Raw genomic sequence first — 22692 nt, 5'->3', positions numbered from 1 at the left:
CGGCCAGACTCGAGCGCTCGAGCAGCCGATCGTCTCCGGAAGTCACTCGTCAGAGCAACTGCTATCGGCAGCGATCAGAACGGCGATAACAGAATCGAGTGCGACCGGCTATAGCTCGGGCACGTTCATGTGGAACCCTTCCGAGCGCGACTCGACGAGACAGAGGTGATAGCCGGATTTGCGCGAGAGGTTGACGTAACTCAGCTTCGAGCTCCGGCTGAGGAAGCCGCTGCTCGTCGCCTGTTCGGCCACCTCGAGCGCACCGGGCTCGAAGTAACTCGAGGTAACGGCGATCGCGGCCGCCAGATCCGGATAGTTCGCCTTGACGGCGGAGGCGGCTTCCTCGAGTTCCGCGAGCAGGTCTTTCGTCGCGGGCTCGCGTGAGTCGTTGAGCGTGACCAGCAGTAACGGGTTCCCCATCTTGTCGAACGCGACGATGTCGAAGGTCACCTGCTCGGGGACGTCTTCAGTGTCGTCATCGGCAAGCGAGATGGTCGCACCGAGTTCCGCCCGATCGATCCGCGGGATCGCGTCGTAGAGGTCACCAAGTCCGTTCGCGTTCCCGGTGTCGCGGATCTCATAGAGGAGCATTTCGGTGAGCCAGTCGACGAACCGATACTCCATCGTCGTCTCGAGGAACTCGTCGTAAGACTGGCCGTCGACGGCAGTGTCGCTCGAGTCGAACCCGGTGTGGTGTTCCAGTCGCAGGTTCGAGGCGACCTCGCTCCGGTCGGCATCGCCACCGTGGGCCGTCTCGAGGGTCGGCTGGCTCTTCGAGGCGTACCTGACGAAGAGGTTCGTCTGCGAGAGCGCCTGCTGGGGCGAGAGCTGTGTGCTGGCACTGGTTCCGGCCTTCGCGTCGTCAGCCTCGCGCGTGCGGGCCTGCTCGAGTTCCGTCTCGAGGTCGTCGATCCGGGACTGGAGTCGGTCGATCGTCGCGGACAGGTCGTCGTTTTCGGCGCGCAGCCGGTCGCGTTCGGTCTCGAGTTCCTCGGCTTTCGTCGCGAGCGTATCGCGCTGTTCCTGCAACGTCTCGACTTTCTCGGTGAGCGCCGAAACCCGCTCGCGCTGTGTGTCGGCGGTGGCGGCGTCTCCCCCTGAGCGGGGGGGTTCCTGCGTCTGGGAGTGATCCGTCCGTGACTCGGACGTGCCCCCGGCCGACGCCGTGGCCGTCGCAGTTCGCTCCGTGGAACTGGCGTCGGACCGAGCGGTGTTCGACGGTGACGCAGCCGTGCTCGCGTCCGACGACGTCGACGGCTGGTCCATCCGGAGCTCGCGCCCACCCGTACTCGAGTCGGACTCCGAATCGCTGTTCTCCGGATCGATCGAGGGGATACGTCGTGTCTCGCGCCACTCCGCTTCGCGTTCGAACTCCTCCTCGAGTCCCTCGTCCTCGGTCGCCGCTCCGGACTCGGTGACGGAACCGTCACTGGCCGATCCGGTCGATGGCTCGCCGTCGTCGTCGACCCAGGAGATGTCGTTCCGATCGAGTTCCTCGGCCGCCGCTTCGATTTCGGCGAGGTCGGGGTTCGACGTCGACTCGGGATCGGCGTCCACTGTCGATGGTTCGTCGGTCGACGGTTCCTCGGCAACTGGCGCTTCCGCCGTCGACGCTGGCTCGGAGTCAATCGCTTCTGTCGATACCGCGTCGGCCTCGCTCTGCCCGCTCGAGTCTGGCTCCGTCGGGGCGTCTCGGTCCGGTGTCTGTGGAGTCTCGTCGACAGCGGACGGCTCGGAAGCGGACGCCGGGCCGGAATCATCAGTGGGCGCCGACTCGGTGATCCCGGCCGACGGCGACTCGGTCTCGGTCTCGCTGCTGTCGGTTGCCGTGATGCCCGACGGATCGTCCGTGAGGTCGATCTCCGACGACAGCGCCGACGGCTCGTCGTCAGTGGCGTCTTCGACCGACTCGGTCCCGGCCGTGCGAGCGGAATCAACTGCGTCAGTGCTCGAGACGTCGATCGGTTCGATCGATGACCCCGTCGTGTCGGGTTCCGAGTCGTCATCGGTCGCTGCGCTGGGTGCGCCGGCATCGACCGCGGCGTCGGAGGGTGGGGATTCGGTCGTCGATTCCGTCTCCGACGCCGAGTCGCCCGTTCCCGGCACGTCGACGACGTCGATTTCGACGTCGATGACCTCGTAGATGCCGACCTCGTCGGCCGCGCGTTCGAACGCCTCCTCGCCGGTGAGCAGCCGTTCGGCGTTCCCGATGTACGCCGCAGCCATCCGGCGACCGCCGTAGTAGACGGCGTAGTAGTCGCCGCTGAGGACGTTCTCGCTCAGTTCGACGTACCCGGTGAACGACCCACTCTGGAGCGTGTCGTCGACTTCCCGAAGCGGAGTCTCGTTCGTATAGTACTTCGCCCGTGTCTCGCCGCCCTGTTCTTCCATTGTACAGAGCAGGGGTAGCGACGGATGGGGTGCCTCGTAACACGTGCCCGAGACGGTTTCGAAATCTTCGATATCGCCATCGATGACACCGACGACGCGGCCGTTGAGCAGAAAAAGCCACGTGCCAGCCGCCGATACCGCACCGGAGAAATCAGCGTGGGCGAGATCGGAGAGACCGTCGAACCCGCCGTTGAACGGGCGGGAGTCCCACTCCTCGACGCGCTCTTGCGTGCGCGGATCCATACGTCAACAAGCGGGAACCGCACCAAATACGTTTCGCCTAGACAGTCACTAGATCTTGGATTCCGCGTCCTCGGCGAGTTCCTTCATCCGCTTGCCGATCCGGCCGGCACTCGAGAACTCGTCGTCGCTCATCGCGTTCGCGAGCGCATTGCCGAGGACGAAGACCGCGTGTTTGTGTTCGCTTTTCGACTTGTGGACGTGCGAGGGGTCGACGTCGAGCTGGCGGTAAGGGTCGAACAGCGTTTCGTCGACCTCCTCACGCTCCGAGAAGTACTCCATGATGACGACGAGTTCTTCGTGGAGCTCGAGGAGTTCGTCTTTATGCATACGCGCCGTTAGGAAGGGTTTCGATTTAAGCGTTGTGTGGCCACGTGTCGCAAAACCGAACCCGACCGCTCAGCGGCCGGGGTCAGCCGATTCGTCGTCGTCTCGAGACCGACGGGTAACCGCGAGCGTGACGATCCAGCCACCGAAAGCGACGGCGGCGACGAACTCGGGGACGGCAAACCACGTGCCGGTATCGACGCGGCCGCCGAGCGACAGCAGCCACCCTAGCCACGCGAGCGGGTGAACGTTCCCGAACCAGACCGACGCGACCGCCAGCCGGCCGTCGCCGGCCAGCGCCGCTCCCGAGCCGTAGACCCAGCTCGCAAACGGCGCCACGCCGAACACCGACAGCGCCGCGAGCCCGTGTAAGCTCCGCTCTACGTAGACGGCCGTGTGCTCGAGAAAGAAGACGCCGACACCGATCAGGCCGCCGACCGCGATCGCGAGCAGGACGACGCCGAGGCGTTCGACAGCGTTGCGACTCGTCGCCCAGCAGTGCCAGACGAACGGCAGGCCGAGCAGCCCGCCCGCGATCAGTCCACCGTTGAACAGGAAAAACGTCGAGGAACCGTACCGCCCCATCTCGGAGAGCGCTCTGTCCTGCCACGTGAACGTCTCGGGTGGGGCGATGATCGTCGCGAGGACGATCGCACCGAGGGCAACCGCCGGGGCGGTAACCCCATAGTACGTTGCGACCCGCGCCCTGTTAGCCATACGTCAATTCGTGCGTATATCGGTATCAAGGTACTCGTTCGAACCGCCGCTACGAGCGAACACGAAGGGCACAGTCCAGCGGACGCTCGAGCAGCAGGAAGGCACCCACACGACGGCAACGAGAATATCGATAGCCGGGGTCGAATAGGGTGACTGGACTACGTGACGGTTGCGATCAGTCGGCGCTCGCCGGGGTTTCGTCCGCGTTCGCGTCGACCGCTTCGCGGTGATCCGCGGGGAACCACGCGAGTTCGTGGTCGGCGGTGACGCGGACGCCGACGCGCTCGTCTAAGTCGATCCGATCGGAGTGGTTGTGCATACACTCGATGGTCTCGCCACTGTCGAGTTCGACGCGATAGAGGACGGTCGGACCGAGATAGCGCCGATAGACGACGTGGCCGTCGGCCTCCGCGCCGTCGGCGGGGTAGGCCGTGACGTCGTCGGGGCGAACGAGGAGGTCGACGGTGGAGCCGTCGTACTGGTGGGCCAATCCGTGGACGTCGTCGCGGAGAACGCGGCCGAGCGCGGTGTCGACGCTGTCGCCGTGGACCTCGCCCGAGAGGAAACTGGCGTGGCCCAGAAAGCCGGCGACGAACCGTGACTCGGGTTGCTGGAAGACCTGCTGGGGGGTGTCGATCTGTTCGATGTCGCCGTCGTTCATCACGGCGACGCGGTCGGAGATGGACAGCGCCTCCTCCTGGTCATGAGTCACGGAGATCGCGGTGACGCCCGTCTGCTTGATGATCCGGCGGACCTCCTCGCGCATCTCGACGCGCAGGTCGACGTCCAGACTCGAGAAGGGCTCGTCGAGCAACAGCATCTCGGGTTCGGGGGCCAGCGAGCGCGCGAGCGCGATCCGCTGTTGCTGGCCACCGGAGAGTTCGCCGGGATAGTGGTCGCCGTGGGCCTCGAGGCCGACGAGCTCGAGCAGTTCGTCGACGCGGTCCGCACGGTCGCCCTCGGGCCGGTCTTGTAGGCCGAATGCGACGTTCTCGCGGGCGGTCAGGTGTGGAAAGAGCGCGAAGTCCTGGAAGACGACGCCGACGTTGCGGTCTTCCGGTGGGACGAACCGGCCGTCGCCGGAGACGGGCTCGCCCTGGAGTCGAATCTGGCCGGCGTCGGGTTTCTCGAGGCCGGCGATCAGCCGCAGCGTCGTGGTCTTGCCACAGCCGGATGGGCCGAGCAGGGTCAGGATCTCGCCATCTCGGACGGCGATCGAGAGATCGCCGATGACATCCTGGTTCCCGTAGCGTTTCGCGATTCCGTCGAGTTCGAGAACCGTCTCCGTCGTCGATTTCGTGGACCGGTTCTCGACCGCTGATGTAAGCAGTTCTCCTTTGGCCATGTCTCGACCCCCCGGCAGCTGCCGGCGCACATTCCATTTAGGCGTGCCTAAATCACTTATAATTGCCGGTTCACTGCCAAACAGTGGAAACAGCCAGTCAGACGAGAGGAGACGGCCGATCCCGCCCTCGGTCAGAGTTCGACGCCGCTGGGGATCAGGCTGTGTTGCCGAAGGAGACTGCCCTCGTCGTCGTAGACCAGAAACGTCCGTTTGTCGTAGCTGACGAACGGCTCGCCGTCGAGTGTGATCTCGACGCGATACTGGCCCTCGTCGCCGTCGGTCTCGCCGTAGCGCCGTGCGGCTCGGATGAACTGCAAGACGTCACCGGCGTCTTCGTTGAGTTCGAGGATGAACTCGCCGGTGATGCGGTTAGTCACGCTCACTACCCCCTCAGTGTCGTCCTCGAGCGGTCCCTGTAGCCGGAGGGCTGCGTCCGTTTCGCTCGCCTCGAGAACGTCGCCGTCGGGACCAGTCAGGCGCTCGCGAAGCATCGCTTCCGGGCCGGTGAAGTCGATCGCTACCGAGGGCTTTTTCGGCTCGCCGTCGGTCTCGGCCCAGTCGATATTGGTGACATCTAACGTGAAGTGCTCGCGCCTCATTCCGTACGTGTTCCTTCGGTCTCGCGCAGTATGAACGTAACGCACGGAGAACACGTCTCCGGAGACACATCGAGATCGTCTGTTCGGCCAAGCTACCGGCGAGTACGTGATGTCTGTGTCGACGCCGGAGAGAGTAGAAACCCTTTAGTCTTCGACGGCGGTACGGACGGTGGGAAGCGCACGGCCGCAAATCCGACTCTGTCACCCCCTTTTCCGGGTGGCTTGGGATTGCGGAAGTGCACGGCGAGAGCCGGCTGCTGTCGGCGGACACGACGCCGCTCGAGGCGCGTGCGCGCTCGACAGCGAACACGAGCGGTCAGTGCGATTCCTATCCTCAAACAATGGCACGAATGCACACCCGCCGTCGCGGCTCGTCCGGTTCGGACAAGCCGTCGGCAGACGAACCGCCGGAGTGGAGCGACGTCGACCCCGAAGACATCGAATCTCGGGTCGTCGAACTGGCAGAGCAGGGCTACGATCCCAGCCAGATCGGGATGAAGCTGCGTGACGAAGGTGTCACCGGCACGCCCGTCCCGGACGTCAAGCTGGCGACCGGGAAGAAAGTCACCGAGATCCTCGAGGAAAACGACGCTACGTCCGACATCCCCGAGGACCTCCGGAACCTGATGGAGCGTGCCGTGCGTCTGCGCGAGCACGTCCGCGAGAACCAGCAGGACTACCAGAACAAGCGCGCCCTGCAGAACACCGAAGCGAAGGTTCGCCGCCTGGTCGACTACTACCGCGGCGACGAACTCGAGCCCGACTTCACGTACTCCTACGACGTCGCAGTCGAGCTCCTCGAGAACGAGTAACACCGAATGTCCACCGAGGGTCGATCCGTCGAGCCGGCGTCCGCCGCGAGCACGCTCGAGAGCGCCGGCTTCGTTCGGCTGATCGCCCGCGCCAGTGGTGACGCACTCGCCGCCAGCGGGCTCGTCGCGAGCGCGCTCGAGGCGACGGAGACGCCGTTTCAGGTAACCGTCGCGCGCACCGTCGCGGCGCGATCCGACCGAGTTCACACACCGACACACGAGGACGACGTGACCGTCGTCGTCGGCACCGCTGACGCGGCTTCCGACGCGAACGACGTCGTCGAACTCGCTACGGCCGATCGGCCGGCGACCCTCGTGGCAGTCGATCTCGTCCGCGAACTCGACGTGACGCCGGACCCGGTCGTCGCACTCGCCGGCGTCGTCGCAAGCGGCGGCGACCCCGGCGCGGGCGAAAGCGAGTGGCTCCTCGAGACGGCACGCGAGCAGGGCCTGCTCGAGCAGCGACCGGGCGTCGCGATCCCGACCGCCGACCCGATCGACGGGCTCGCACACTCGACCCGACTCCACGCGCCGTGGTCGGGCGACCGGGACGCGACCCGCGAGGCGCTCGCCGACGCCGTCGACAGTGATTCCACCGACTTCAGCGCGGACGACCACCGGGCGATCGGCTCGCTGGTCGCAATCGACGTCGTCGGTGCCGACGACGAAGCTGACGCCGCCGCAGAGACGATCGGTCGGGCCTTGCGACCCTACGCGACGCCAGACGGACCGTTCGCGACGCTCGGTGGCTTCGCCGATGTGCTCGCGGCGACGGCCAGCGCGGAACCCGGCACGGGCGTCGCGCTCGCGATGGGCCACGACGTCCGTGAGCCGGCACTTGCCGCCTGGCGCGAGTACGGCCGCCGCGCACACGACGCGCTCGAGACGGCCTCGACTGGCCGCTACGACGGGCTGTTCGTCGTTGGTATCGACGACGGCCCCGTCGACGCGGTCGCACGGCTCGGAGCGGCCTATCGGTCGCCGGAGCCGGCCGTCCTCGCTATCAGTGAGGGACAAAGTCCCTCGAGCAATCGGACGCAGTCCGATGATGGAACCGGCGAGGCGGCGATCGCGACCCGCGAGGCAGACCACCTCGGCGCGACCGTCGAGGCGGTCGCCCGCGAACTCGCGGATCGAGCGCCCGAAGCCGACATCGAATACGACGGCAGCCGGCGGCGTGGCTACCTGCGATTCAACCCCGACGTGGACGACGCGACGATCATCGCGGCAGTGAGGGAACTCCTATGAGTCGGCACGCGACGATTCGGACCGACCACGACGACGCGACGGTCGTCGCACGGGCGCTTCGCCCGGACAACACCGACGAGATGGAAACGACCGTCGAACGCGATGGAGAAACAGCGACGATCGTCACGCACATCGAACGCGAGACGACCAGCGGCCTGCAGTCGACGGTCGACGACTACGTCGCCAACCTCGAGGTCGCGATCGGCGTCGTTTCACAGGCACGGACCGTACAGGGCGACCAACCGACGGACACGGGAGCTGTGTCCGACCCCGATAGCGACTCAACACACGATACACAATGAGTGAACGATCAGTTTCACGCGCGAAACAGGAGAAGCGGTGGTACACCGTCCTGGCACCGGAGCAGTTCGACCGCCAGGAACTCGGCGAGACCCCCGCAGACGAACCGGAAAAGGTCTACGACCGAACCATCGAAACGACGCTCGGCGAACTCAACAACAACGCCAGCGAGAACAACACGAAGCTGACCTTCAAGATCACCGACGTCGGCAGCGACAGCGCCTACACGGAGTTCAAGGAACACTCCCTGACCCGTGACTACCTGCGCTCGCTGGTCCGCCGTGGAGCCTCGAAGATCGAGGCCTACGTCACCGTCCTCACGACGGACGACTACCGCGTCCAGATCCAGCCCGTCGCCTTCACGACCAAGAAGGCCGACGCGAGCCAGGAGAAGGCCATCCGCGAACAGATGGTTCAGATGATCGAAGACGCTGCCGAGGAGCGCTCCTTCGAGGAACTCATCGACAGCGTCGTCGAAGGTCGTCTCTCCTCCGCCATCTACGGCGAGGCCAAGACGATCTACCCGCTGCGCCGCGTCGAGATCCAGAAGACGACCCTCGAGGCCCACCCCGAGGAAGTCGCCGAAGAGGAAGCGACCGCCGTCGACGTCGACGAAGACGACGTCGCTGCGGACGACTGAAACGGGCAGTCGATACTCACGTTTTCGATCCTTTTTCGCAGCTCGCAGCAGTTAGGAGCCGACGGCTCGAGCACGGATGCGGCCGAAAATTACGTGTCGATCGACGAATCGAACCGGCGTGGTGTCGTCACTCGGAGACGATGATCTCGCCGAACATCTCCGCGCGTTCGTGTGGGATACAGAAGTACTCGTAGGTGCCCGGAACGTCGAACGTGTGTTCGAACGTCTCGCGTGGGCCGAGACGGCCGCCGCGTTGGCCCTGCCAGGCGTGGCGTGCCGATTCCTGATCCTCGAACCCACCGGTGGCGAAGAAGGAAGCCTCGTCCGGGATCCGGTCGTCGTAGGCGGTGACGGTGTGGTCGGCCTCGCTCGTGTTCTTCCAGACGACGGTATCGCCGACGGAGATCTCGTAGACGTCAGGGAGGAACTCGGTGCGGTTCATACCGATGTGACAGTCCTCGCCGGCACAGGGGCCATCTCCACCGGTACTGATCGCAGACGAACACCCTGCCAGCCCAGCCGAGACGGCGGTCCCGACGGCAGCGAGGTAGACACGCCGGTGCATATCCCATCGTTAGAAGAGTTGCCGTATAACCGCCCCGGTTCAGTTCTCGAAAGCAGCCCCGTGGAAACGAAAACACGTAAGGTACCTCCCCGTCGAATCGGCCCATATGCTCCCCCGGTTCGTCGGTCGACTGGGCGTCGCCGACGCGGTGACGATCGCCAACGCCGCGCTGGGGTTCGTCGCGGTCGTCGTTGCAGCCGTCGACATCGATCTCGCCGCCCGGCTGATCCTGCTCGCGGCGGTCGCGGACGGCCTCGACGGCATCCTCGCGCGCCGCTACGGTGGCACCGACGCCGGCCCCTATCTCGACTCGCTCGCCGACGTCGCCTCCTTCGCCGTCGCTCCCGCCGTCCTCTCCTTTACCGTCGTTACGACCGGCCTCGAGATCGGATTCGACGCGATCACCGCCGAACTTCTGGTTGTGACTGGCATCTGTGCGCTGTTCGTCGCGATGGCCGTCACCCGACTCGGGATGTACACTGCCTACGACGTTGCCGGCAGCCACACCGAAGGCGTCCAGACGACGCTGGCCGCGACGGTCCTCGGCGCAGCGATCCTCGCGGGCGAAACCCAGCCCGAACTCGTTCTCGCGGTCACCGCCGCGTTCTGTTACCTGATGGTCTCACGGATCGAGTATCCCGACCTGCTGGCTCGAGACGCCGCGATCATGGGTGTCGTCCACGTGCTCGCGATCCTCGTGCCGACCCTCGCCGGGCGGACGTTTCCGTACGCGCTGCTGACGCTCGGGCTGGCGTACATGACGCTCAGTCCCTGGTTCTACTGGGGCGAAACGGAGCGATCGTCGGAGACGGACGTCGACGTGCATGGAAACGCTTAGGACCGTGCTGACACGACTGTCGGGTATGCACACTGTCACGCGTCGGCGTCGTCCCCGGGTGGTACGATGAGCGAGGACGAGGCAAACGGTGACGACGCGGCCGCCGAAGCCGAACCGGACGAGGAGGAGTCGGTCGATCTCGAGGCCATCGACGAGCGACTCACGGCGCTTGCCGACGACCTCGAGGAACTCGATGCGGACCTCGAAGCGGCCGAGACCGAAGACGACCTCGACGTCGTCGAGGCGGATCTCGACTCGTTCCGAGACGAACTCGAGAGCGTCGAGGTTCCCGAACCGCCCGAGACCGACGAGGACGAGGAGGAAGACGAAGAGCCCGCACCCGAAGAGGAACTACAGGAGACGTACGACGAGATCGAGAGTGATCTCTCGGATCTCGAGTCCGATCTCGAAGACCAGCGCGGACCCTACGGCGAAGACGTCGTGGGCGAGATCGACAGCGCCAGCGGCACGATCACGAGCACCCGCTGGACCGAGGAGGGCAACGCCGAACTGATCGAGGCGGTCGAGGACTTCCTCGACGACCTCAACGGCCTGCTCGACAGTTCGGTCACGCTGGTCGACGAGGGCGACGACGTGTCGGCCCAACTCGACGCGACCCTCGACGATGCGACCGACGCAGTCGAGGCCGCAGCCCTCGATGCCGACGACGACGCGGAGACGATCGCCGGGCTCCTCGAGTCGACCGACGCTCTCCAGAGCGACATCGACGACGCGACCGAGTGGTCGGACCTCGAGGTCCGCGAACAGCTCCGTCGCGAGGGCTACTACGACGTACTCGACCACGTCAAAGACTACCCGCCGGAGTGGCACGCGCTCAAGGTCCACGAAAAGCGCGGCAACGTCGATCAGATCCTTCTCGCGCTCGAGACCTTCGACTCCGACTTCATGGAGGAACACTGTATGGAGGCCTTAGAACGGATGGGGCCCGAGGAAGCCATCGACCCGATGCTCCAGAAGGCAAACCGCCGTGACGAGGCTGCGATGGCCATCCTCGGCAAGATCGGCGTCGACGACGAGGAGGTCGTCGACACGCTCCTCGATTACGTCGACTCCAACCCGAACCTCCAGCAGCCCGCGTTCCGCGCCCTCGGGGAGATCGGCACCGAAGACGCCGTCGAGCCGATCGCCCAGCAACTCGTCGCCGACGAGGCCGACGTCCGTAGCTGGGCCGCCCGCGCGCTCGGCCTGATCGGCGACACCCGCGCCATCGAGCCGCTCGCGGACGTCCTCGAAGACGACGAGGCCGACCGCGTCCGCGCCAGCGCGGCGTGGGCACTCCGCCAGATCGGTACCCAGGACGCCCTCGAGGTCGTCGCCGACTACGACGACGACCGCGCCTACCTGGTGCAGGCCGAAGCCGAACGCGTCGATCTCGAGCCCGCAGCCTGACCACGAGACGACGTTCGTTCTTCGATTCGCATTCGACGCACACAGCGCTGAGCAGGTCCGGCCTCCGAGACTTTAAGTACGGACGCGCGCCCAAACCGGGCGATGACCTCTCGGCGGGCCGCCCTCGTCGCCGTGCTCGGCTGTTGTCTGATCGCCAGCGCAACGATACTCGTCGGATTCGCGTTCGCCACTGAAACGGCGGTGAGCGACCGGCCCGCCGCTCGAGCGGCCACGGAACCGAGTAGTAGCGACGGCGCGACTGACCGCGCTTGCCCCGCTGGAGCGTCCACAGCGCGTCCTACCGCTGAGCCACCGACGGACCCACAGATCGTCAGCCTCTACCCGAACCCCACGATCGCCGACAACGTCGGTGAGTTCGTCGTCCTCGAAACGCCATCCGAAACGCGGCTCTCGAACCTGACGCTCACGGACGGCCACACGACGGCGTCGCTTCCGAACGAAACGGTCTCCGGGCGCGTCGCCCTGAGCACGGCCCCGAACGTCACCGCGACGCTGACCGACGTCCCTGTCCTCGCACTCGAGGGCCACCTCCAGCTCGCCAACGACGGCGATCGCCTCAGCCTTCGAAACGAGACGGCGACGATCGATACGGTGTCGTACGACCGCGCGCCGACGGCCGAACGGTGGTATCGAACGGCGACTTCGGATGCGTCGACTCGCGCCACCGACGGCGAGTGGTGGCCCCGGGACGCGACCTGTCGTCCCGTCTCGCACACCGCGGTCGACGATGCGACGGCGTTCGTCCTCCCCGACGGCCCCGCCGTCCCACGGGAGACGATCCGATCCGCCGACGAGCGACTGTTCCTCGCCGGCTACACCGTCACCTCCGAGGAAGTCGCCGCCGACCTCGTCGACGCGGCCGACCGCGGCGTCGATGTCGAAGTCCTCCTCGAGGCCAGCCCCGTCGGTGGAACGCCGGCCCCGACCGCAGACGTCATTGAGACGCTCGAGGCCGGTAGCGTCGAGATCCGGGTCATCGGTGGCGACGGTGCTCGCTACCGGTATCACCACCCGAAATACGTCGTCGCCGACGATCGTGTGCTGGTCACCACCGAAAACTGGAAGCCATCTGGCGTCGGTGGCGAAAGTAGCCGCGGGTGGGGAGTCCGCCTCGAGGACGAGGCCCTCGCGACCGATCTTTCGGGCGTCTTCCGGGCCGATTTCGAGGGCTGGGATACGACCGCCGGCTCGGCCTATCGTGTGAACGCCTCGTTCGTCGACGACGAGGATCCGATCGTCACCTCGCGCGACACCGAGTTTCCGACGGCCCACGAACCCACGACGGTGTCCGTCGAGTCCGCCGAACTACTGGTCGCACCGGACAACGCCGAGCCTCGGCTCCAGGAACTACTCGCTGAAGCCGACGACGAGATTCTCGTCGTCCAGCCCAGTATCGCACCCGACGTCTCGCTACTCGAGTCGACCCTCGACGCAGCGCGGCGCGGCGTCGACGTTCGCATCCTGCTCGGATCGACGTGGTACAACGCCGAGGAAAACGAGCGACTCGCAGCCGACCTCGAGCGCCTCGCTGCCAACAACGATCTTCCGCTCGAGGTACAGCTCGTGGCGGACACCGATCGCTTCGAGAAGATCCACGCGAAGGGCATCGTGATCGACCGGGAGGTAGCGATCGTCGGTAGTGCCAACTGGAACGCGAACTCGCTCGAGAACAACCGCGAGGTGCTCGTCGTCCTCCACGGCGAGGAAATCGCGACCTACTACGCGGACGTGTTCGAGGCGGATTGGTCCGGCGACGCCTGGCGGTTTCCCATCGGGCTCAGCGCTACCGTTGTCGTCGCCCTCGTCGCTGCGGCGATCGTCGGCCGACGCTACGTGCGGTTCGGAGTTTCACCGTCCGAATACAAGTGAGAAAGTGGCGAATCCCGGCTGACAGTATCAATCCGCACGACCGCCGACCTCGAGGAGTTCGCAGTGATCGGCCTCAGGGTCGAAACAGTCGGGACACTGCTCGGGGCGGTCGATGATCGTGTCCAACCGCTCCGCGACAGTGTCGTCGATGACGCTCTCTAGGGCGCGGGCTTCGTCGCGAAACTCCTCGACTTCGAGGACGTTCGCGAGGAACCGTTCGATGATACAATAGGTCTGGAGGGCGTTGTGGGCTCGCTCGAGGCCCTCGTCGGTCAGGCTCGCGCCTTTGTACTTCTCGTGTTCGACGAGCTCGCGATCTTGGAGTTTCCCGATCATCTCGTTGACGCTTGCAGGGCTCACGTCGAGCAGATCCGCGAGCGTGCCGGTCGATGCGGGGCCGTCTTCGATTCGCTGAGCCAGATAGATCGCTTTGAGATATTGATCTGCAGTGTTCATGCCATCCCTCCGTCAGTGTCGCCGTGTGCTACGGCCGTGGTGCGCCGGTGTAACCGCATCCGGGTCCCGATACGGGCGTCGAACGGCGTCTCGCCGGTGGTGATCGCCGCAGGTTCCCGTCTCTCGCTCATGCTCTGTGCTCCATGATTTCGGTCACTTCTTCGACGCCCTCTTTTTCCTCCTCGCGGATCTCCGAGAGCGTCTCGAGCAGCCGATCGCGATCGACTGCGAACTCGGTATCGGAGGCTTCGATCGCCGTGATCAGGTCGTCGTAGAACTTGTAGGCCGTCTCCTCGTTGGCCAACTGATCGTAGAGGACGCCGTCCGTGTCCTCCGGCGGCCCGTACTGGGCGTCGACCAGCGCATTGATCTCGTCGTATTCGACCGTGTCAGCCTCGAGATCGTCGATCAGCGCCTCGAGTCGCTCACGGTGATCGGCCGACTCCGCGGCCGCTTCGGCGAGCAACTCTTCCACCTCCTCGTCGAAGTCCGCTCGCTCTTCCGGGGGGAGCGAGTCGATATGGAGGGCGGCGCGTGACTCGACGACTTCCTCCAGTACGACCCCGATCTGCAGCAATCGGGTCAACTGGTGGTCGCTCGAGACACGCTGTCCCAAACTCATATCTCCACAAGTGGGCCGCTGTTACTTAGGCGTCTCGGAGCACGGATAGCGAAAAACGGTAACGGACGGATCGAACAGAACGCGAAACGATCGGGTGCGACGCAGTTAGTCGCGCTGGCACAGGCGCCGTGGAATCTTCGATCCCACGAGCCGTTCACTCGCTCGTATAAACGAGACTCGGAGCGGAGCGAGAGTCTCGTTTACTCTCGCTCGCGCAGACGCGCCCCGATCAGTTCCTCGAGATCGTCACGGAGTTCGTCGACGTCGATCTCCTCGAGGACTGGCACGAAGAAGCCCTCGACGAGCATGTTGCGGGCCGATCGCGGGTCGACACCGCGGGAGGTCATGTAGAGCAAGTCCTCCTGGTCGATCTGGCCGACCGTCGCGGAGTGGCTGGCCTCGGTGTCGTGGTTGTTGATGATCAGCTTCGGGGAGGCGTCGGCCTCGGACTCGTCCGAGAGCATCAGCGTGTTCTCGCGCTGGTAGGAGCTGGTGTCCCACGCGTCGGCACCGACGTCCTGAACGCCCTCGTAGACCGAGCGAGCGACGTCGTCGGTGACGCCGCGGGTGACGAGGTCTGCCGTCGTGTGCTCGGCACGGTGCCAGACCTTCGCGTCGAGGTCGAAGTGCTGGTCGTTGTGGCCGTAGAAGGCGCCGACGATCTGCGTCTCCGAAGAGTCGCCGCTGAGCGTCGTCGAGACTTCAGTCTTCGTCAACTGCGTGCCGAGGTTGCCCTCGATCCAGTCGATCGTGGCGTAGGTGTCGGCGACGCCGCGTTTGACGGTGAAGTTGTAGGCCTCCTCCGAGAGGTTCTGGAGGCTGCCGTACTGGATGTAGCTGTTCTCGCCGGCAGCGACCTCGACGACGCCACTGTAGTACTGCTCCTCGGCCTCCTGGCCGGTGGACTGGCGCTCGAGGATCGTGACCGAGGACGACTCCTCGGTGACGACGAGCGTGTAGTTGAACAGCGAGCGGGAGTTCTGTTCGGTTCGGACGGTGACGTCTTCCGCATCGACGCCCTCGGGGACGTAGATGACCGTCCCGGTGCTGAAGAGGGCGGTCGACAGCGCGGTCAGGTAGTTCTCCTGAGGGTCAACGATGGAGCCGAAGTGCTCTTTCAGGAGGTCCTCGTGTTCCTGGACTGCCTCGGCCCACGGGAGGACCTCGGCGTCCTCGGGTCCGACCTGATCCTTGTCCTCGGCCGCGTTCAGCGGGTCCACGAGCGACTCGAAGTCGAGTTCGTGGAGGTTCGTCCAGTCCCGACCCGGCGTCCGGATGACGTCGGGCATGTCGAGGTTCTCGAGGGCCGCGAGGGCCTCGAGACGTGTCTCCAAGAGCCACTCGGGCTCGTCTAAGTCGCCCGAAATTTGGCGTACCTGTTCTTCCGTCAGATTGGCATGTACCTGCGTGCTCATATTATCCGAGGCTACCCTCCATCTCGAGTTCGATGAGGCGGTTGAGTTCGACCGCGTACTCGATCGGCAGTTCTTCCGTGATCGGCTCGATGAAGCCGGCGACGATCATCTTCTTGGCGTCGTCGTCGTCCAGTCCGCGCGACTGGAGGTAGAAGATGTCCTCGTCGCCGATCTTGCCGACGGTCGCCTCGTGGGCGACGTCGACTTTCGACTCCTCGATCTCCATGTACGGCATGGTGTCCGAGGTCGACTCGTTGTCGAACATCAGCGCGTCACACTCGACAGCGGTGCTCGAGTTCTCGGCACCGTCGGCGATGTGGACGAGGCCGCGGTAGTTGGTGCGGCCGCCGTCCTTGGAGATCGACTTGGACTCGATGGTCGAACTCGTGTTGGGCGCGTTGTGGTAGACCTTCGCGCCGGTGTCGATGTCCTGGCCTTCGCCAGCGAAGGCGATGGTGATGTGGGTGTCGGTCGCGCCGCGACCCTTGAGGATCGAGCACGGATAGAGCATGGTGGCTTTCGAGCCCATGCTGCCGGAGATCCACTCCATCGTCCCGTTTTCTTCGACGATAGCGCGCTTGGTGTTGAGGTTGAAGGTGTTCTTCGACCAGTTCTGCACGGTCGAGTACTGGACGTGTGCGTCCTCGCCGACGAAGACCTCGACGCCGCCGGAGTGGAGGTTGTGCGTGCCGTACTTGGGAGCGGAACAGCCCTCGATGTAGTGGACCTCGGAGCCTTCCTCGGCGATGATGAGGGTGTGCTCGAACTGGCCCATCCCTTCGGAATTCATTCGGAAGTACGCCTGGACGGGCATCTCGACGGTGACGCCCTCGGGGACGTAGACGAACGAGCCGCCGGACCAGACAGCGCCGTGCAGCGCAGCGAACTTGTTGTCGCTCGGCGGCACACAGGAGGTCATGAAGTGCTCTTTGACGAGCTCGGGGTGTTCCTGGACCGCGCGGTCCATGTTCATGAAGATGACACCCTTCTCCTCCCACTGTTCTTGCATGTTCTGGTAGACGACCTCCGACTCGTACTGGGCACCGACGCCCGAGAGGGCGTTCTTCTCGGCTTCCGGGATGCCAAGCTTGTCGAAGGTGTCTTTGATCTCGTCGGGCAGCTCCGTCCAGTCGTCGACGCCTTCGCGCTTGTCGACGTCAGGGCGGATGTAGGGAACGATCTCCTCGACGTCGAGCTCGGAGAGATCGGGCATGCCGGGCCAGCCGGAGGGCATCGGCATGTTCTGGTACTGCTTGAGCGCGCGGAGACGCCGCTCGAGCATCCAGTCGGGCTCGTCCTTGTCCTCGGAGATCATGCGGATGACCTCCTCGGTCAGGCCCTTGTCGGATTTCACCGCGGCGTTCTGTTCTTTCTTGAACTCGAACCGCGCTTCGGTGTCGGTTTCTTTGAGGTGGTCTTGTTCGGAACTCATAATTTGATTGTGTATATGGTTACGGCTGTAGGGTTATTACCGTTGTTCTAGCCGAATTCGGTTACGCAGTGCCGTAGACCTCTTCGCGGACCCAGTCGTACCCCTTGTCCTCGAGCTCCTCGGCGAGCTCGGGACCGCCGCTTTTGGCGATCTGGCCGTCGAGCATCACGTGGACGTGGTCGGGTTCGACGTAGTCGAGGATGCGCTGGTAGTGGGTGATCTGGAGAATGCCGGTGCCCTGCTCGTCGCGCAGCGCGTTGATGCCGGCGGAGACGTCCTGGAGGCGGTCGATGTCGAGTCCGGAGTCGATCTCGTCGAGGACGGCGACCGACGGCTCGAGGATGGCGGCCTGCAGCACTTCGTTCTGTTTCTTCTCCCCGCCGGAGAAGCCGGCGTTGAGGTAGCGCTGGGCGAACTTCTCGTCCATGTCCAGCTGTTCCATCTTCTCCTGGAGGATACCCTGGAACTCGGCGACGCCGACTTCGCCCTCGTCTGCCGGACCTTCCATCGGCGAGGTCTCGAAGCCTTCGTCCGCTTCTTCGTCTTCGCCGTCCTCGTCCTCGAAGAGCTCCTCGCGCTCTTCGATCTTGGCGTTGAGCGCCGTTCGGAGGAAGTTCGTCATCGTGACGCCTTCGATCTCGGCGGGGTACTGGAACCCGAGGAAGATACCGAGCGCGGCGCGCTCGTTTGGCTCGAGGTCGAGGAGGTCCCAGGTGCGCTGATCCTCGTCGATCTCGATGTCCTCACCGAACTCGTCGTCCTCGAGGTGCAACAGGACCTCACCGTCGGTGACCTCGTAGGCGGGGTGACCGGCGATGACCTTTGCTGTCGTCGACTTCCCGGAGCCGTTCGGCCCCATCAGGGCGTGGATCTCGCCGGACTCGACCTCGAGATCGACGCCCTCGAGAATTTTCTCGTCGCCCTCCGCTACTTCCGCATGCAGGTTGCGTAGTTCGAGACGTGCCATAGTATTCTGTCGTCTAATGAGTGGGTCGTACGACTAATAACGGTTTCGTATCCAATTGTATACAGTCTCCAATTAGCAAAATAAGTTTCCCATTCGAAAACCACTGTTTGGATAGGCCGTGACAACCCGTCATACGAACCCATCACTTACGGTGACGAAAACAGGCCGCTCGCAGGACAGACACGGCACCGCGCTCGATGCACGATCGTCGAATCGAAAGCGGCCACCTCGTCCGGCTGTTCGTGTCCCGCCTCGGTGATCGACGGTTCGTCCGCGTGAGACCGGTGTACAGTCACACCGGCCAGCTCACATGAACGAATCGAGCCCTTTCTGTTCCTGGCCGCTTTTGACTTCGTCCCAGGAGACGTCCAGCGCCTCGAGAATGCGCTCGATGGGGCCCTGCAGCGTCTTCTCGAGCATCTTCTCGTAGTCGACTTCGAACTCCTCGGGGATCTGGTCGTCGTACTCGAAACAGATCACGTCGGGATCGCGCTTGAACGCGCCGTAGAGGGGATCTGTGCGAGCGTCGAACCCCTCCTCCTCTTCGAGGCGCTCGAAGAACGAGGGATCGACGCGCTCGAGGTAGAGTCGCTTGGGTTTGCTCCCGCGCTGGAAGTTGGTGCCCAACAGGAGGTTGGCGTACTTCGCCCCGCGGACCTGTGCCGTGTCGGTGTCGTAGTTGTCCAGGCGCTTCCCGATGCCGCCAGGAATGGCGATCTCCTCGTAGGAGACCTCGCCCCCGAGGACGTCCTCGATGACGCCGTTGACGTACTCCTTTGCGCCCTCGATATCGCCCTCGCGGACGATCATCTCGATGACCTCGTGCTGGACTTCCTTCGTGATCGGCGCGATGTCCGAGCGCTGATACTCGAAGCCGACGATGTCGATGTCGTCGACGTTCTTCCCCTCCTTCCAGGTGATATGGCCCGCGTAGCGTTTCTTCTTGCCCGCCTGGAAGAACCGCCGGTAGAGTTTCTCGAACTCGATCTGGAACCGGTGTTCCTCGGCGTTCAGGTCCTCCTCCGCGAAGTCGTCGTAGCGACCGTTGATGTACTCCTCGATCTCGAAGGACTGCTCGAGCGCGTCGTCTTTGGGCACGTCGGGACCTAACTCGAGCATGACGCTGTCGGTGTCACCGTAGGTGACTTCGTAGTCGAGTTCCCGGGCGGCAGCGTCGGTAAACTCGATCACTTCGCGACCGGTTGCGGTGATCGCCGAGGCGGCCTCCTTGTCGTAGAGCCGGAACTGCTCCCAGCCGGAGACGCCGTACAGCGAATTCATGATGACCTTTACCGCACCCTGTTGGCGGTCGTACTGCTCGTATTCGGGCGAGCCGGGTTCGTGCTGGTTTCGCAGTTCCTTTTTCTCCTCGCGCTCGGCGAGCAGTTCCGTGATCATCTCGCGGTTGACGCCGTCGGGTTCCTTCCGGAAGTGGGTCCCCGTCGGCGCCTCGTAGGTCTCCCCTTCGTACTCGTCGGGGTCGACCCTCGTCTCCGGGCTGGCGTTGATCGTCGTCATGCACATCGGATACAGCGACTTCAGGTCGAGCACGGTGACGTTCTCCTTGACGCCCGTGATCGGCTCGAACACCGCGCCGCCCTCGTATTCCTCACCAGCCTCCTGTTGCCCTTTCGAGGGCAGTGCAAAGCGACCGTGGGCCTCGTGGAGGACGTACATGTCGACCGCGTCGCCAGGCGTGGGTGCGTCCTCTAACTTGCAGCCGACGAAAGACCGCACTTCGTCCCAGAAAGGGATGATCTCCTGCTGGCGGTCGAGTTCGACGCAGAGTTCGACGTCCCGGAGGTTGTACTCGAGCAGCCGGGTCGGATCGTCCTCCCAGAGGTCACCGATGTCGCCGGCGTAGCGCTCTTTGCCGACGCCGAGTTCGACTTCGCCGACGGCGTCGAGTCGGTAGGAATCGAGTTCCGAGAAGACCATCCGCTGGTAGCCATACAGCAGGTCGAAGACGATTCGGCCCTTGATGTCGGGGCCACCCCAGTTGCTGCGCCAGACCTCGTCGACTCGGGAAAGCCGGTCGATCGAGAGATCGTAGTCGTGGTGGGGGCCGGCGAGTTCCTCGAGGCGGTCGAGGAGATAGGGAGCGTCGAAATCTTCGAAGTTCCAGCCGGTCAGGATGTCCGGATCAGTTGCTTCGATGTACTCGATGAAGGCCTCGAGCATCGCTTCTTCTTCCGCGAAGCTCCGAATCTCGTGGTCGATCGCACCCTCGATCGGTTCGTAGTCGTCGATCTCGTCGGGAATCGGTCCGTCGCCGATCGGGGCTTCGTAGAGCCACATAATGTACTCGTCACGATAGGAGTCGTGGCTGGTGAGACAGACGATCGGTTCTTCGCCGTCCTCGGGGAAGCCCGAGCGGTCGTCGACCTCGATGTCGAAGGTGTTGACGCGCGGGTCGGCGTCGACGTCCGCGGCGTCGACCTCGTCGTGGGGAACGACCAGCGAGTCGTCGTCGGCCCGTCGCGCCGGAACCCGAATGCCGCTCCGGATGTCCTTGTCGATCAGAAATCGGTTCGGAAAGAGGATGTCGGCCTCGTAGTGGTCGAAGTCGTCACGCACCTGCCCGACGTCCCGTGGCGTCTGGCCGAAGATCTTGGTCAACTTCTCGCCGCGGATACTCTCGTATGGCTCGCCGTCCTCGTCGTACTCCCGGCTGCCCGTCAGCCGGTCGTAGGCCTCCTCAGGTGGCCGCTCGAGCGTGTCCGTCGGCGCGTAGAAGTACGGTTTGAAGCCGACCACCTGGACGTGTTCTAACTCGCCGTCGGGCGTGCGCCCGAAGACGTGCATGATCGGTCGCTCCTCGTCGCCGTAGCCGGCGATGGTGTAGTCGACCTGCATCACCGCGAGTTCGAGTTCACCCTCGGGTTCGGGGAGGGTCTCCTCGAGGACGTCGATCACCTCCGGGGCGTCGGTCCCGCCGTTGCCGGCGACGGCAACAGCCTCTTCTGCCGGCCGGTCGTCACTGTCGTCGGACTCGCCGCCGAAATCCGTGAGTCCGGTCTGGCCCGCCTCAGTCATGGTACTGGGGTTGGCAGGCGGTGGGTAAAAACCCCCAGATTCACCGCTCGCTGAGATCGTCTTCGGAACCGGCCTCGAGGCTCGGGGCGCTGCGTGGGCGGCGAGGGACCCGCCACGGACAAGCCTTGCAGCAGCAAGAAGACATTTAACGTGGTAACACATAGCACATAATCGGGTGATCGATATGTCTTCCCATCTAAACGACGACGCGGCAGATCGAAGTGAACTGAGTAGCATCCCTGAAGGGACTGCGACGATCGAATCCTACGAGACCGACGACGGCGTCGTCTTCTACGACGCGGAGAACCCCCTCGCGTGGGTAGAGACCTCCCGGACACTCACGCTCGAGGACCTGGCCTGATACGGACCGCTGTCTGTCAGTGCCGGCGCACCCACGATCGGTGTGCGTCGGGACACAGTTTCGACCGATTATCCGAAACAGATCGCGAAGCGAACGCTTTTCCGCTCGCTTATCATCGATTTCGATGTGGTATTCGACCGGACCGAGAACGAACCCGAGGAGTGGGACCCCGAGGAGGAACTCTACGATCCTGACAGTGACGGGCTGACGATCCCGCAGGTGGCGACCGAGGACGATCCGGACGAGGCGATAAGCGGGATCGACGTGCCGAGCGTGTCAACCGACGAGACAGACGTGTCAGGCGATCTTCTGCAGGCGTTCTGGGCGCTGGTGTTGGTCATCAACGCCGCCCTCTTCGTCGTCTCGCTCGGGGCCTTGCTGCTGGTGTTCGAAGGCGACGTGACCCGGGGTGGCATCCTCGTCGCGGCCGGCACCGTCCTGTTCGGGCTTGCCGGACGACGATACCGTTCGTTTCGAGCCGACAGGGACGACGGCACAGCGGACGACAGCCCCGCTGACGGGGATCGGTCCACGGACGATGCAACCGAAACGGCTTCGGGAGACGGTGCCCAACCACAGTCACCGACCCGATCAGATCGCAAATGAATACCGTAGAGGACGACACCGGCAAACGATACCTGCTTCTCAAACACTCCGACAGCGCGAGTCTCGTTCGCGATCCCGAAACCGGCAACGAGTGCTACGTTCAGAACGACCGCCTAGAGCCCGTCGACGGGCAATCGCCCCTCGAGACGGCTGCCCGAAGCGTCAGCGAGCCACTGCTAACGTTGCTGACGACCGTTCACGACGAGAAAACGCTCGGTCTGTTGCTCGAGCTCGCGACACGAGGGCCACTCGGCGTCCGCACCCTGCTCGACGCCTACGAGTTCTGCGAAAGCGACTTGCACGGCCGGCTGACAGTCCTCTCGGCTGCCGGCCTGCTCGAGGAGACCGACGTCGCAGGCGAACGGGGCTACCGGCTCACCGAGGATTGCGAGACCGCGCTCGAGGCGATTCGAGACATCGAACCAACAGGCATGCACGACGGGTCCGATTGACGCGAGAACCGACGTGTGGCTCG

23 protein-coding genes are annotated in these 22692 nt (G+C 64.3%); 10 read left to right on the top strand and 13 right to left on the bottom strand.

Annotated features, from left to right (window positions below):
• Positions 1–108: 108 nt before the first annotated feature.
• The 5 genes from ACFR99_RS11110 to ACFR99_RS11090 form a co-directional block, all read right to left on the bottom strand.
• On the bottom strand, positions 109–2634 hold the full coding sequence (locus tag ACFR99_RS11110; RefSeq protein WP_390287292.1) for a DUF7527 domain-containing protein: 2526 nt from the start codon (positions 2632–2634) through the stop codon (positions 109–111).
• A gap of 48 nt (positions 2635–2682) precedes the next feature.
• Positions 2683–2961 carry a UPF0058 family protein gene (locus ACFR99_RS11105; protein ID WP_092928810.1) on the bottom strand — a complete coding sequence of 93 codons (279 nt, stop codon included), beginning with the start codon at positions 2959–2961 and terminating at the stop codon, positions 2683–2685.
• A 69-nt stretch (positions 2962–3030) separates the two neighbouring features.
• Entirely contained in the window at positions 3031–3675 is a 645-nt protein-coding gene (locus ACFR99_RS11100; RefSeq protein ID WP_390287290.1) for a DUF998 domain-containing protein, read from the bottom strand.
• 175 nt (positions 3676–3850) lie between these two features.
• The gene (locus ACFR99_RS11095; protein ID WP_390287288.1) at positions 3851–5020 is read right to left on the bottom strand and encodes an ABC transporter ATP-binding protein; all 1170 of its coding nucleotides are present in this window, start codon (positions 5018–5020) and stop codon (positions 3851–3853) included.
• A 131-nt stretch (positions 5021–5151) separates the two neighbouring features.
• On the bottom strand, positions 5152–5619 hold the full coding sequence (locus ACFR99_RS11090; RefSeq protein WP_390287286.1) for a DUF5793 family protein: 468 nt from the start codon (positions 5617–5619) through the stop codon (positions 5152–5154).
• A gap of 341 nt (positions 5620–5960) precedes the next feature.
• Here ACFR99_RS11090 and ACFR99_RS11085 point away from each other — a divergent pair, with 341 nt between their 5' ends.
• The 4 genes from ACFR99_RS11085 to ACFR99_RS11070 are packed head-to-tail and all read left to right on the top strand — an operon-like array spanning position 5961 to position 8619.
• Positions 5961–6431 (top strand): 30S ribosomal protein S15, encoded by a 471-nt coding sequence (locus tag ACFR99_RS11085; protein ID WP_390287284.1) that lies wholly within the window; start codon positions 5961–5963, stop codon positions 6429–6431.
• A gap of 6 nt (positions 6432–6437) precedes the next feature.
• Positions 6438–7679, top strand: a complete 1242-nt coding sequence (locus ACFR99_RS11080) for an exonuclease (RefSeq protein WP_390287281.1) — start codon at positions 6438–6440, stop codon at positions 7677–7679.
• The gene (locus ACFR99_RS11075; protein ID WP_390287279.1) at positions 7676–7981 is read left to right on the top strand and encodes a KEOPS complex subunit Pcc1; all 306 of its coding nucleotides are present in this window, start codon (positions 7676–7678) and stop codon (positions 7979–7981) included. Before ACFR99_RS11080 ends, ACFR99_RS11075 begins: the two co-directional genes overlap by 4 nt.
• Positions 7978–8619 (top strand): 30S ribosomal protein S3ae, encoded by a 642-nt coding sequence (locus ACFR99_RS11070; protein ID WP_390287276.1) that lies wholly within the window; start codon positions 7978–7980, stop codon positions 8617–8619. The genes ACFR99_RS11075 and ACFR99_RS11070 overlap by 4 nt, the downstream gene beginning before the upstream one ends.
• 127 nt (positions 8620–8746) lie before the next feature.
• Here the strand turns inward: ACFR99_RS11070 and ACFR99_RS11065 are convergent, their stop codons facing one another.
• Positions 8747–9184 (bottom strand): cupredoxin domain-containing protein, encoded by a 438-nt coding sequence (locus ACFR99_RS11065; protein WP_390287273.1) that lies wholly within the window; start codon positions 9182–9184, stop codon positions 8747–8749.
• 106 nt (positions 9185–9290) lie between these two features.
• Here ACFR99_RS11065 and ACFR99_RS11060 point away from each other — a divergent pair, with 106 nt between their 5' ends.
• The 3 genes from ACFR99_RS11060 to ACFR99_RS11050 all read left to right on the top strand — a co-directional run bounded on the left by ACFR99_RS11060 (position 9291) and on the right by ACFR99_RS11050 (position 13322).
• Complete coding sequence (locus tag ACFR99_RS11060; RefSeq protein ID WP_390287270.1) at positions 9291–10022, top strand: protein sorting system archaetidylserine synthase; 732 nt, start codon at positions 9291–9293, stop codon at positions 10020–10022.
• Positions 10023–10088: 66 nt separating this feature from the next.
• Positions 10089–11432, top strand: a complete 1344-nt coding sequence (locus tag ACFR99_RS11055; RefSeq protein WP_390287268.1) for a HEAT repeat domain-containing protein — start codon at positions 10089–10091, stop codon at positions 11430–11432.
• 102 nt (positions 11433–11534) lie between these two features.
• Positions 11535–13322 (top strand): phospholipase D-like domain-containing protein, encoded by a 1788-nt coding sequence (locus tag ACFR99_RS11050; RefSeq protein ID WP_390287265.1) that lies wholly within the window; start codon positions 11535–11537, stop codon positions 13320–13322.
• Between the two features lie 27 nt (positions 13323–13349).
• Here the strand turns inward: ACFR99_RS11050 and ACFR99_RS11045 are convergent, their stop codons facing one another.
• From ACFR99_RS11045 to ACFR99_RS11015, 7 genes are all read right to left on the bottom strand, one after another.
• Complete coding sequence (locus ACFR99_RS11045) at positions 13350–13778, bottom strand: metal-dependent transcriptional regulator (protein WP_390287263.1); 429 nt, start codon at positions 13776–13778, stop codon at positions 13350–13352.
• The gene (locus ACFR99_RS11040; protein WP_390287260.1) at positions 13775–13909 is read right to left on the bottom strand and encodes a hypothetical protein; all 135 of its coding nucleotides are present in this window, start codon (positions 13907–13909) and stop codon (positions 13775–13777) included. The genes ACFR99_RS11045 and ACFR99_RS11040 overlap by 4 nt, the downstream gene beginning before the upstream one ends.
• Positions 13906–14400 (bottom strand): ferritin-like domain-containing protein, encoded by a 495-nt coding sequence (locus ACFR99_RS11035; RefSeq protein ID WP_390287258.1) that lies wholly within the window; start codon positions 14398–14400, stop codon positions 13906–13908. The genes ACFR99_RS11040 and ACFR99_RS11035 overlap by 4 nt, the downstream gene beginning before the upstream one ends.
• Before the next feature lie 200 nt (positions 14401–14600).
• The gene (sufD, locus tag ACFR99_RS11030; protein ID WP_390287256.1) at positions 14601–15815 is read right to left on the bottom strand and encodes a Fe-S cluster assembly protein SufD; all 1215 of its coding nucleotides are present in this window, start codon (positions 15813–15815) and stop codon (positions 14601–14603) included.
• A gap of 1 nt (position 15816) precedes the next feature.
• Complete coding sequence (gene sufB, locus ACFR99_RS11025; protein WP_390287253.1) at positions 15817–17247, bottom strand: Fe-S cluster assembly protein SufB; 1431 nt, start codon at positions 17245–17247, stop codon at positions 15817–15819.
• Between the two features lie 61 nt (positions 17248–17308).
• A complete protein-coding gene (locus ACFR99_RS11020) occupies positions 17309–18214 on the bottom strand; it encodes an ABC transporter ATP-binding protein (protein ID WP_390287251.1) in 906 nt (301 codons plus the stop codon).
• Between the two features lie 306 nt (positions 18215–18520).
• Complete coding sequence (locus tag ACFR99_RS11015) at positions 18521–21250, bottom strand: DNA-directed DNA polymerase (protein WP_390287249.1); 2730 nt, start codon at positions 21248–21250, stop codon at positions 18521–18523.
• A gap of 184 nt (positions 21251–21434) precedes the next feature.
• Between ACFR99_RS11015 and ACFR99_RS11010 the strand changes: the two genes are divergently transcribed.
• From ACFR99_RS11010 to ACFR99_RS11000, 3 genes are all read left to right on the top strand, one after another.
• Positions 21435–21611: a DUF7331 family protein gene (locus ACFR99_RS11010; RefSeq protein ID WP_008009606.1), complete on the top strand. Its 177-nt coding sequence runs from the start codon at positions 21435–21437 to the stop codon at positions 21609–21611.
• 126 nt (positions 21612–21737) lie between these two features.
• Positions 21738–22217, top strand: coding sequence for a DUF7322 domain-containing protein (locus ACFR99_RS11005; RefSeq protein ID WP_390287247.1), 480 nt, complete (start codon positions 21738–21740; stop codon positions 22215–22217).
• Positions 22214–22669: a DUF7346 family protein gene (locus ACFR99_RS11000; protein ID WP_390287245.1), complete on the top strand. Its 456-nt coding sequence runs from the start codon at positions 22214–22216 to the stop codon at positions 22667–22669. Before ACFR99_RS11005 ends, ACFR99_RS11000 begins: the two co-directional genes overlap by 4 nt.
• The last annotated feature ends 23 nt before the right edge of the window (positions 22670–22692 follow it).

It is taken from the genome of Haloarchaeobius amylolyticus (assembly GCF_042678045.1).
Classification (GTDB): Archaea; Halobacteriota; Halobacteria; order Halobacteriales; family Natrialbaceae; genus Natrinema; species Natrinema amylolyticus_A.
Note: the sequence above shows the minus strand (reverse complement) of the source record. Positions and strands in the feature narration are given on the sequence as shown.

Coding starts and splice junctions, on each gene's coding strand:
- ACFR99_RS11080 (WP_390287281.1), top strand. CDS start 6,438: ATGTCCACCGAGGGTCGATCCGTCGAGCCGGCGTCCGCCGCGAGCACG.
- ACFR99_RS11095 (WP_390287288.1), bottom strand. CDS start 5,020: ATGGCCAAAGGAGAACTGCTTACATCAGCGGTCGAGAACCGGTCCACG.
- sufD (WP_390287256.1), bottom strand. CDS start 15,815: ATGAGCACGCAGGTACATGCCAATCTGACGGAAGAACAGGTACGCCAA.
- ACFR99_RS11015 (WP_390287249.1), bottom strand. CDS start 21,250: ATGACTGAGGCGGGCCAGACCGGACTCACGGATTTCGGCGGCGAGTCC.
- sufB (WP_390287253.1), bottom strand. CDS start 17,247: ATGAGTTCCGAACAAGACCACCTCAAAGAAACCGACACCGAAGCGCGG.
- ACFR99_RS11100 (WP_390287290.1), bottom strand. CDS start 3,675: ATGGCTAACAGGGCGCGGGTCGCAACGTACTATGGGGTTACCGCCCCG.
- ACFR99_RS11010 (WP_008009606.1), top strand. CDS start 21,435: ATGTCTTCCCATCTAAACGACGACGCGGCAGATCGAAGTGAACTGAGT.
- ACFR99_RS11045 (WP_390287263.1), bottom strand. CDS start 13,778: ATGAACACTGCAGATCAATATCTCAAAGCGATCTATCTGGCTCAGCGA.
- ACFR99_RS11035 (WP_390287258.1), bottom strand. CDS start 14,400: ATGAGTTTGGGACAGCGTGTCTCGAGCGACCACCAGTTGACCCGATTG.
- ACFR99_RS11050 (WP_390287265.1), top strand. CDS start 11,535: ATGACCTCTCGGCGGGCCGCCCTCGTCGCCGTGCTCGGCTGTTGTCTG.
- ACFR99_RS11000 (WP_390287245.1), top strand. CDS start 22,214: ATGAATACCGTAGAGGACGACACCGGCAAACGATACCTGCTTCTCAAA.
- ACFR99_RS11075 (WP_390287279.1), top strand. CDS start 7,676: ATGAGTCGGCACGCGACGATTCGGACCGACCACGACGACGCGACGGTC.
- ACFR99_RS11020 (WP_390287251.1), bottom strand. CDS start 18,214: ATGGCACGTCTCGAACTACGCAACCTGCATGCGGAAGTAGCGGAGGGC.
- ACFR99_RS11090 (WP_390287286.1), bottom strand. CDS start 5,619: ATGAGGCGCGAGCACTTCACGTTAGATGTCACCAATATCGACTGGGCC.
- ACFR99_RS11040 (WP_390287260.1), bottom strand. CDS start 13,909: ATGAGCGAGAGACGGGAACCTGCGGCGATCACCACCGGCGAGACGCCG.
- ACFR99_RS11065 (WP_390287273.1), bottom strand. CDS start 9,184: ATGCACCGGCGTGTCTACCTCGCTGCCGTCGGGACCGCCGTCTCGGCT.
- ACFR99_RS11055 (WP_390287268.1), top strand. CDS start 10,089: ATGAGCGAGGACGAGGCAAACGGTGACGACGCGGCCGCCGAAGCCGAA.
- ACFR99_RS11105 (WP_092928810.1), bottom strand. CDS start 2,961: ATGCATAAAGACGAACTCCTCGAGCTCCACGAAGAACTCGTCGTCATC.
- ACFR99_RS11085 (WP_390287284.1), top strand. CDS start 5,961: ATGGCACGAATGCACACCCGCCGTCGCGGCTCGTCCGGTTCGGACAAG.
- ACFR99_RS11070 (WP_390287276.1), top strand. CDS start 7,978: ATGAGTGAACGATCAGTTTCACGCGCGAAACAGGAGAAGCGGTGGTAC.
- ACFR99_RS11060 (WP_390287270.1), top strand. CDS start 9,291: ATGCTCCCCCGGTTCGTCGGTCGACTGGGCGTCGCCGACGCGGTGACG.
- ACFR99_RS11110 (WP_390287292.1), bottom strand. CDS start 2,634: ATGGATCCGCGCACGCAAGAGCGCGTCGAGGAGTGGGACTCCCGCCCG.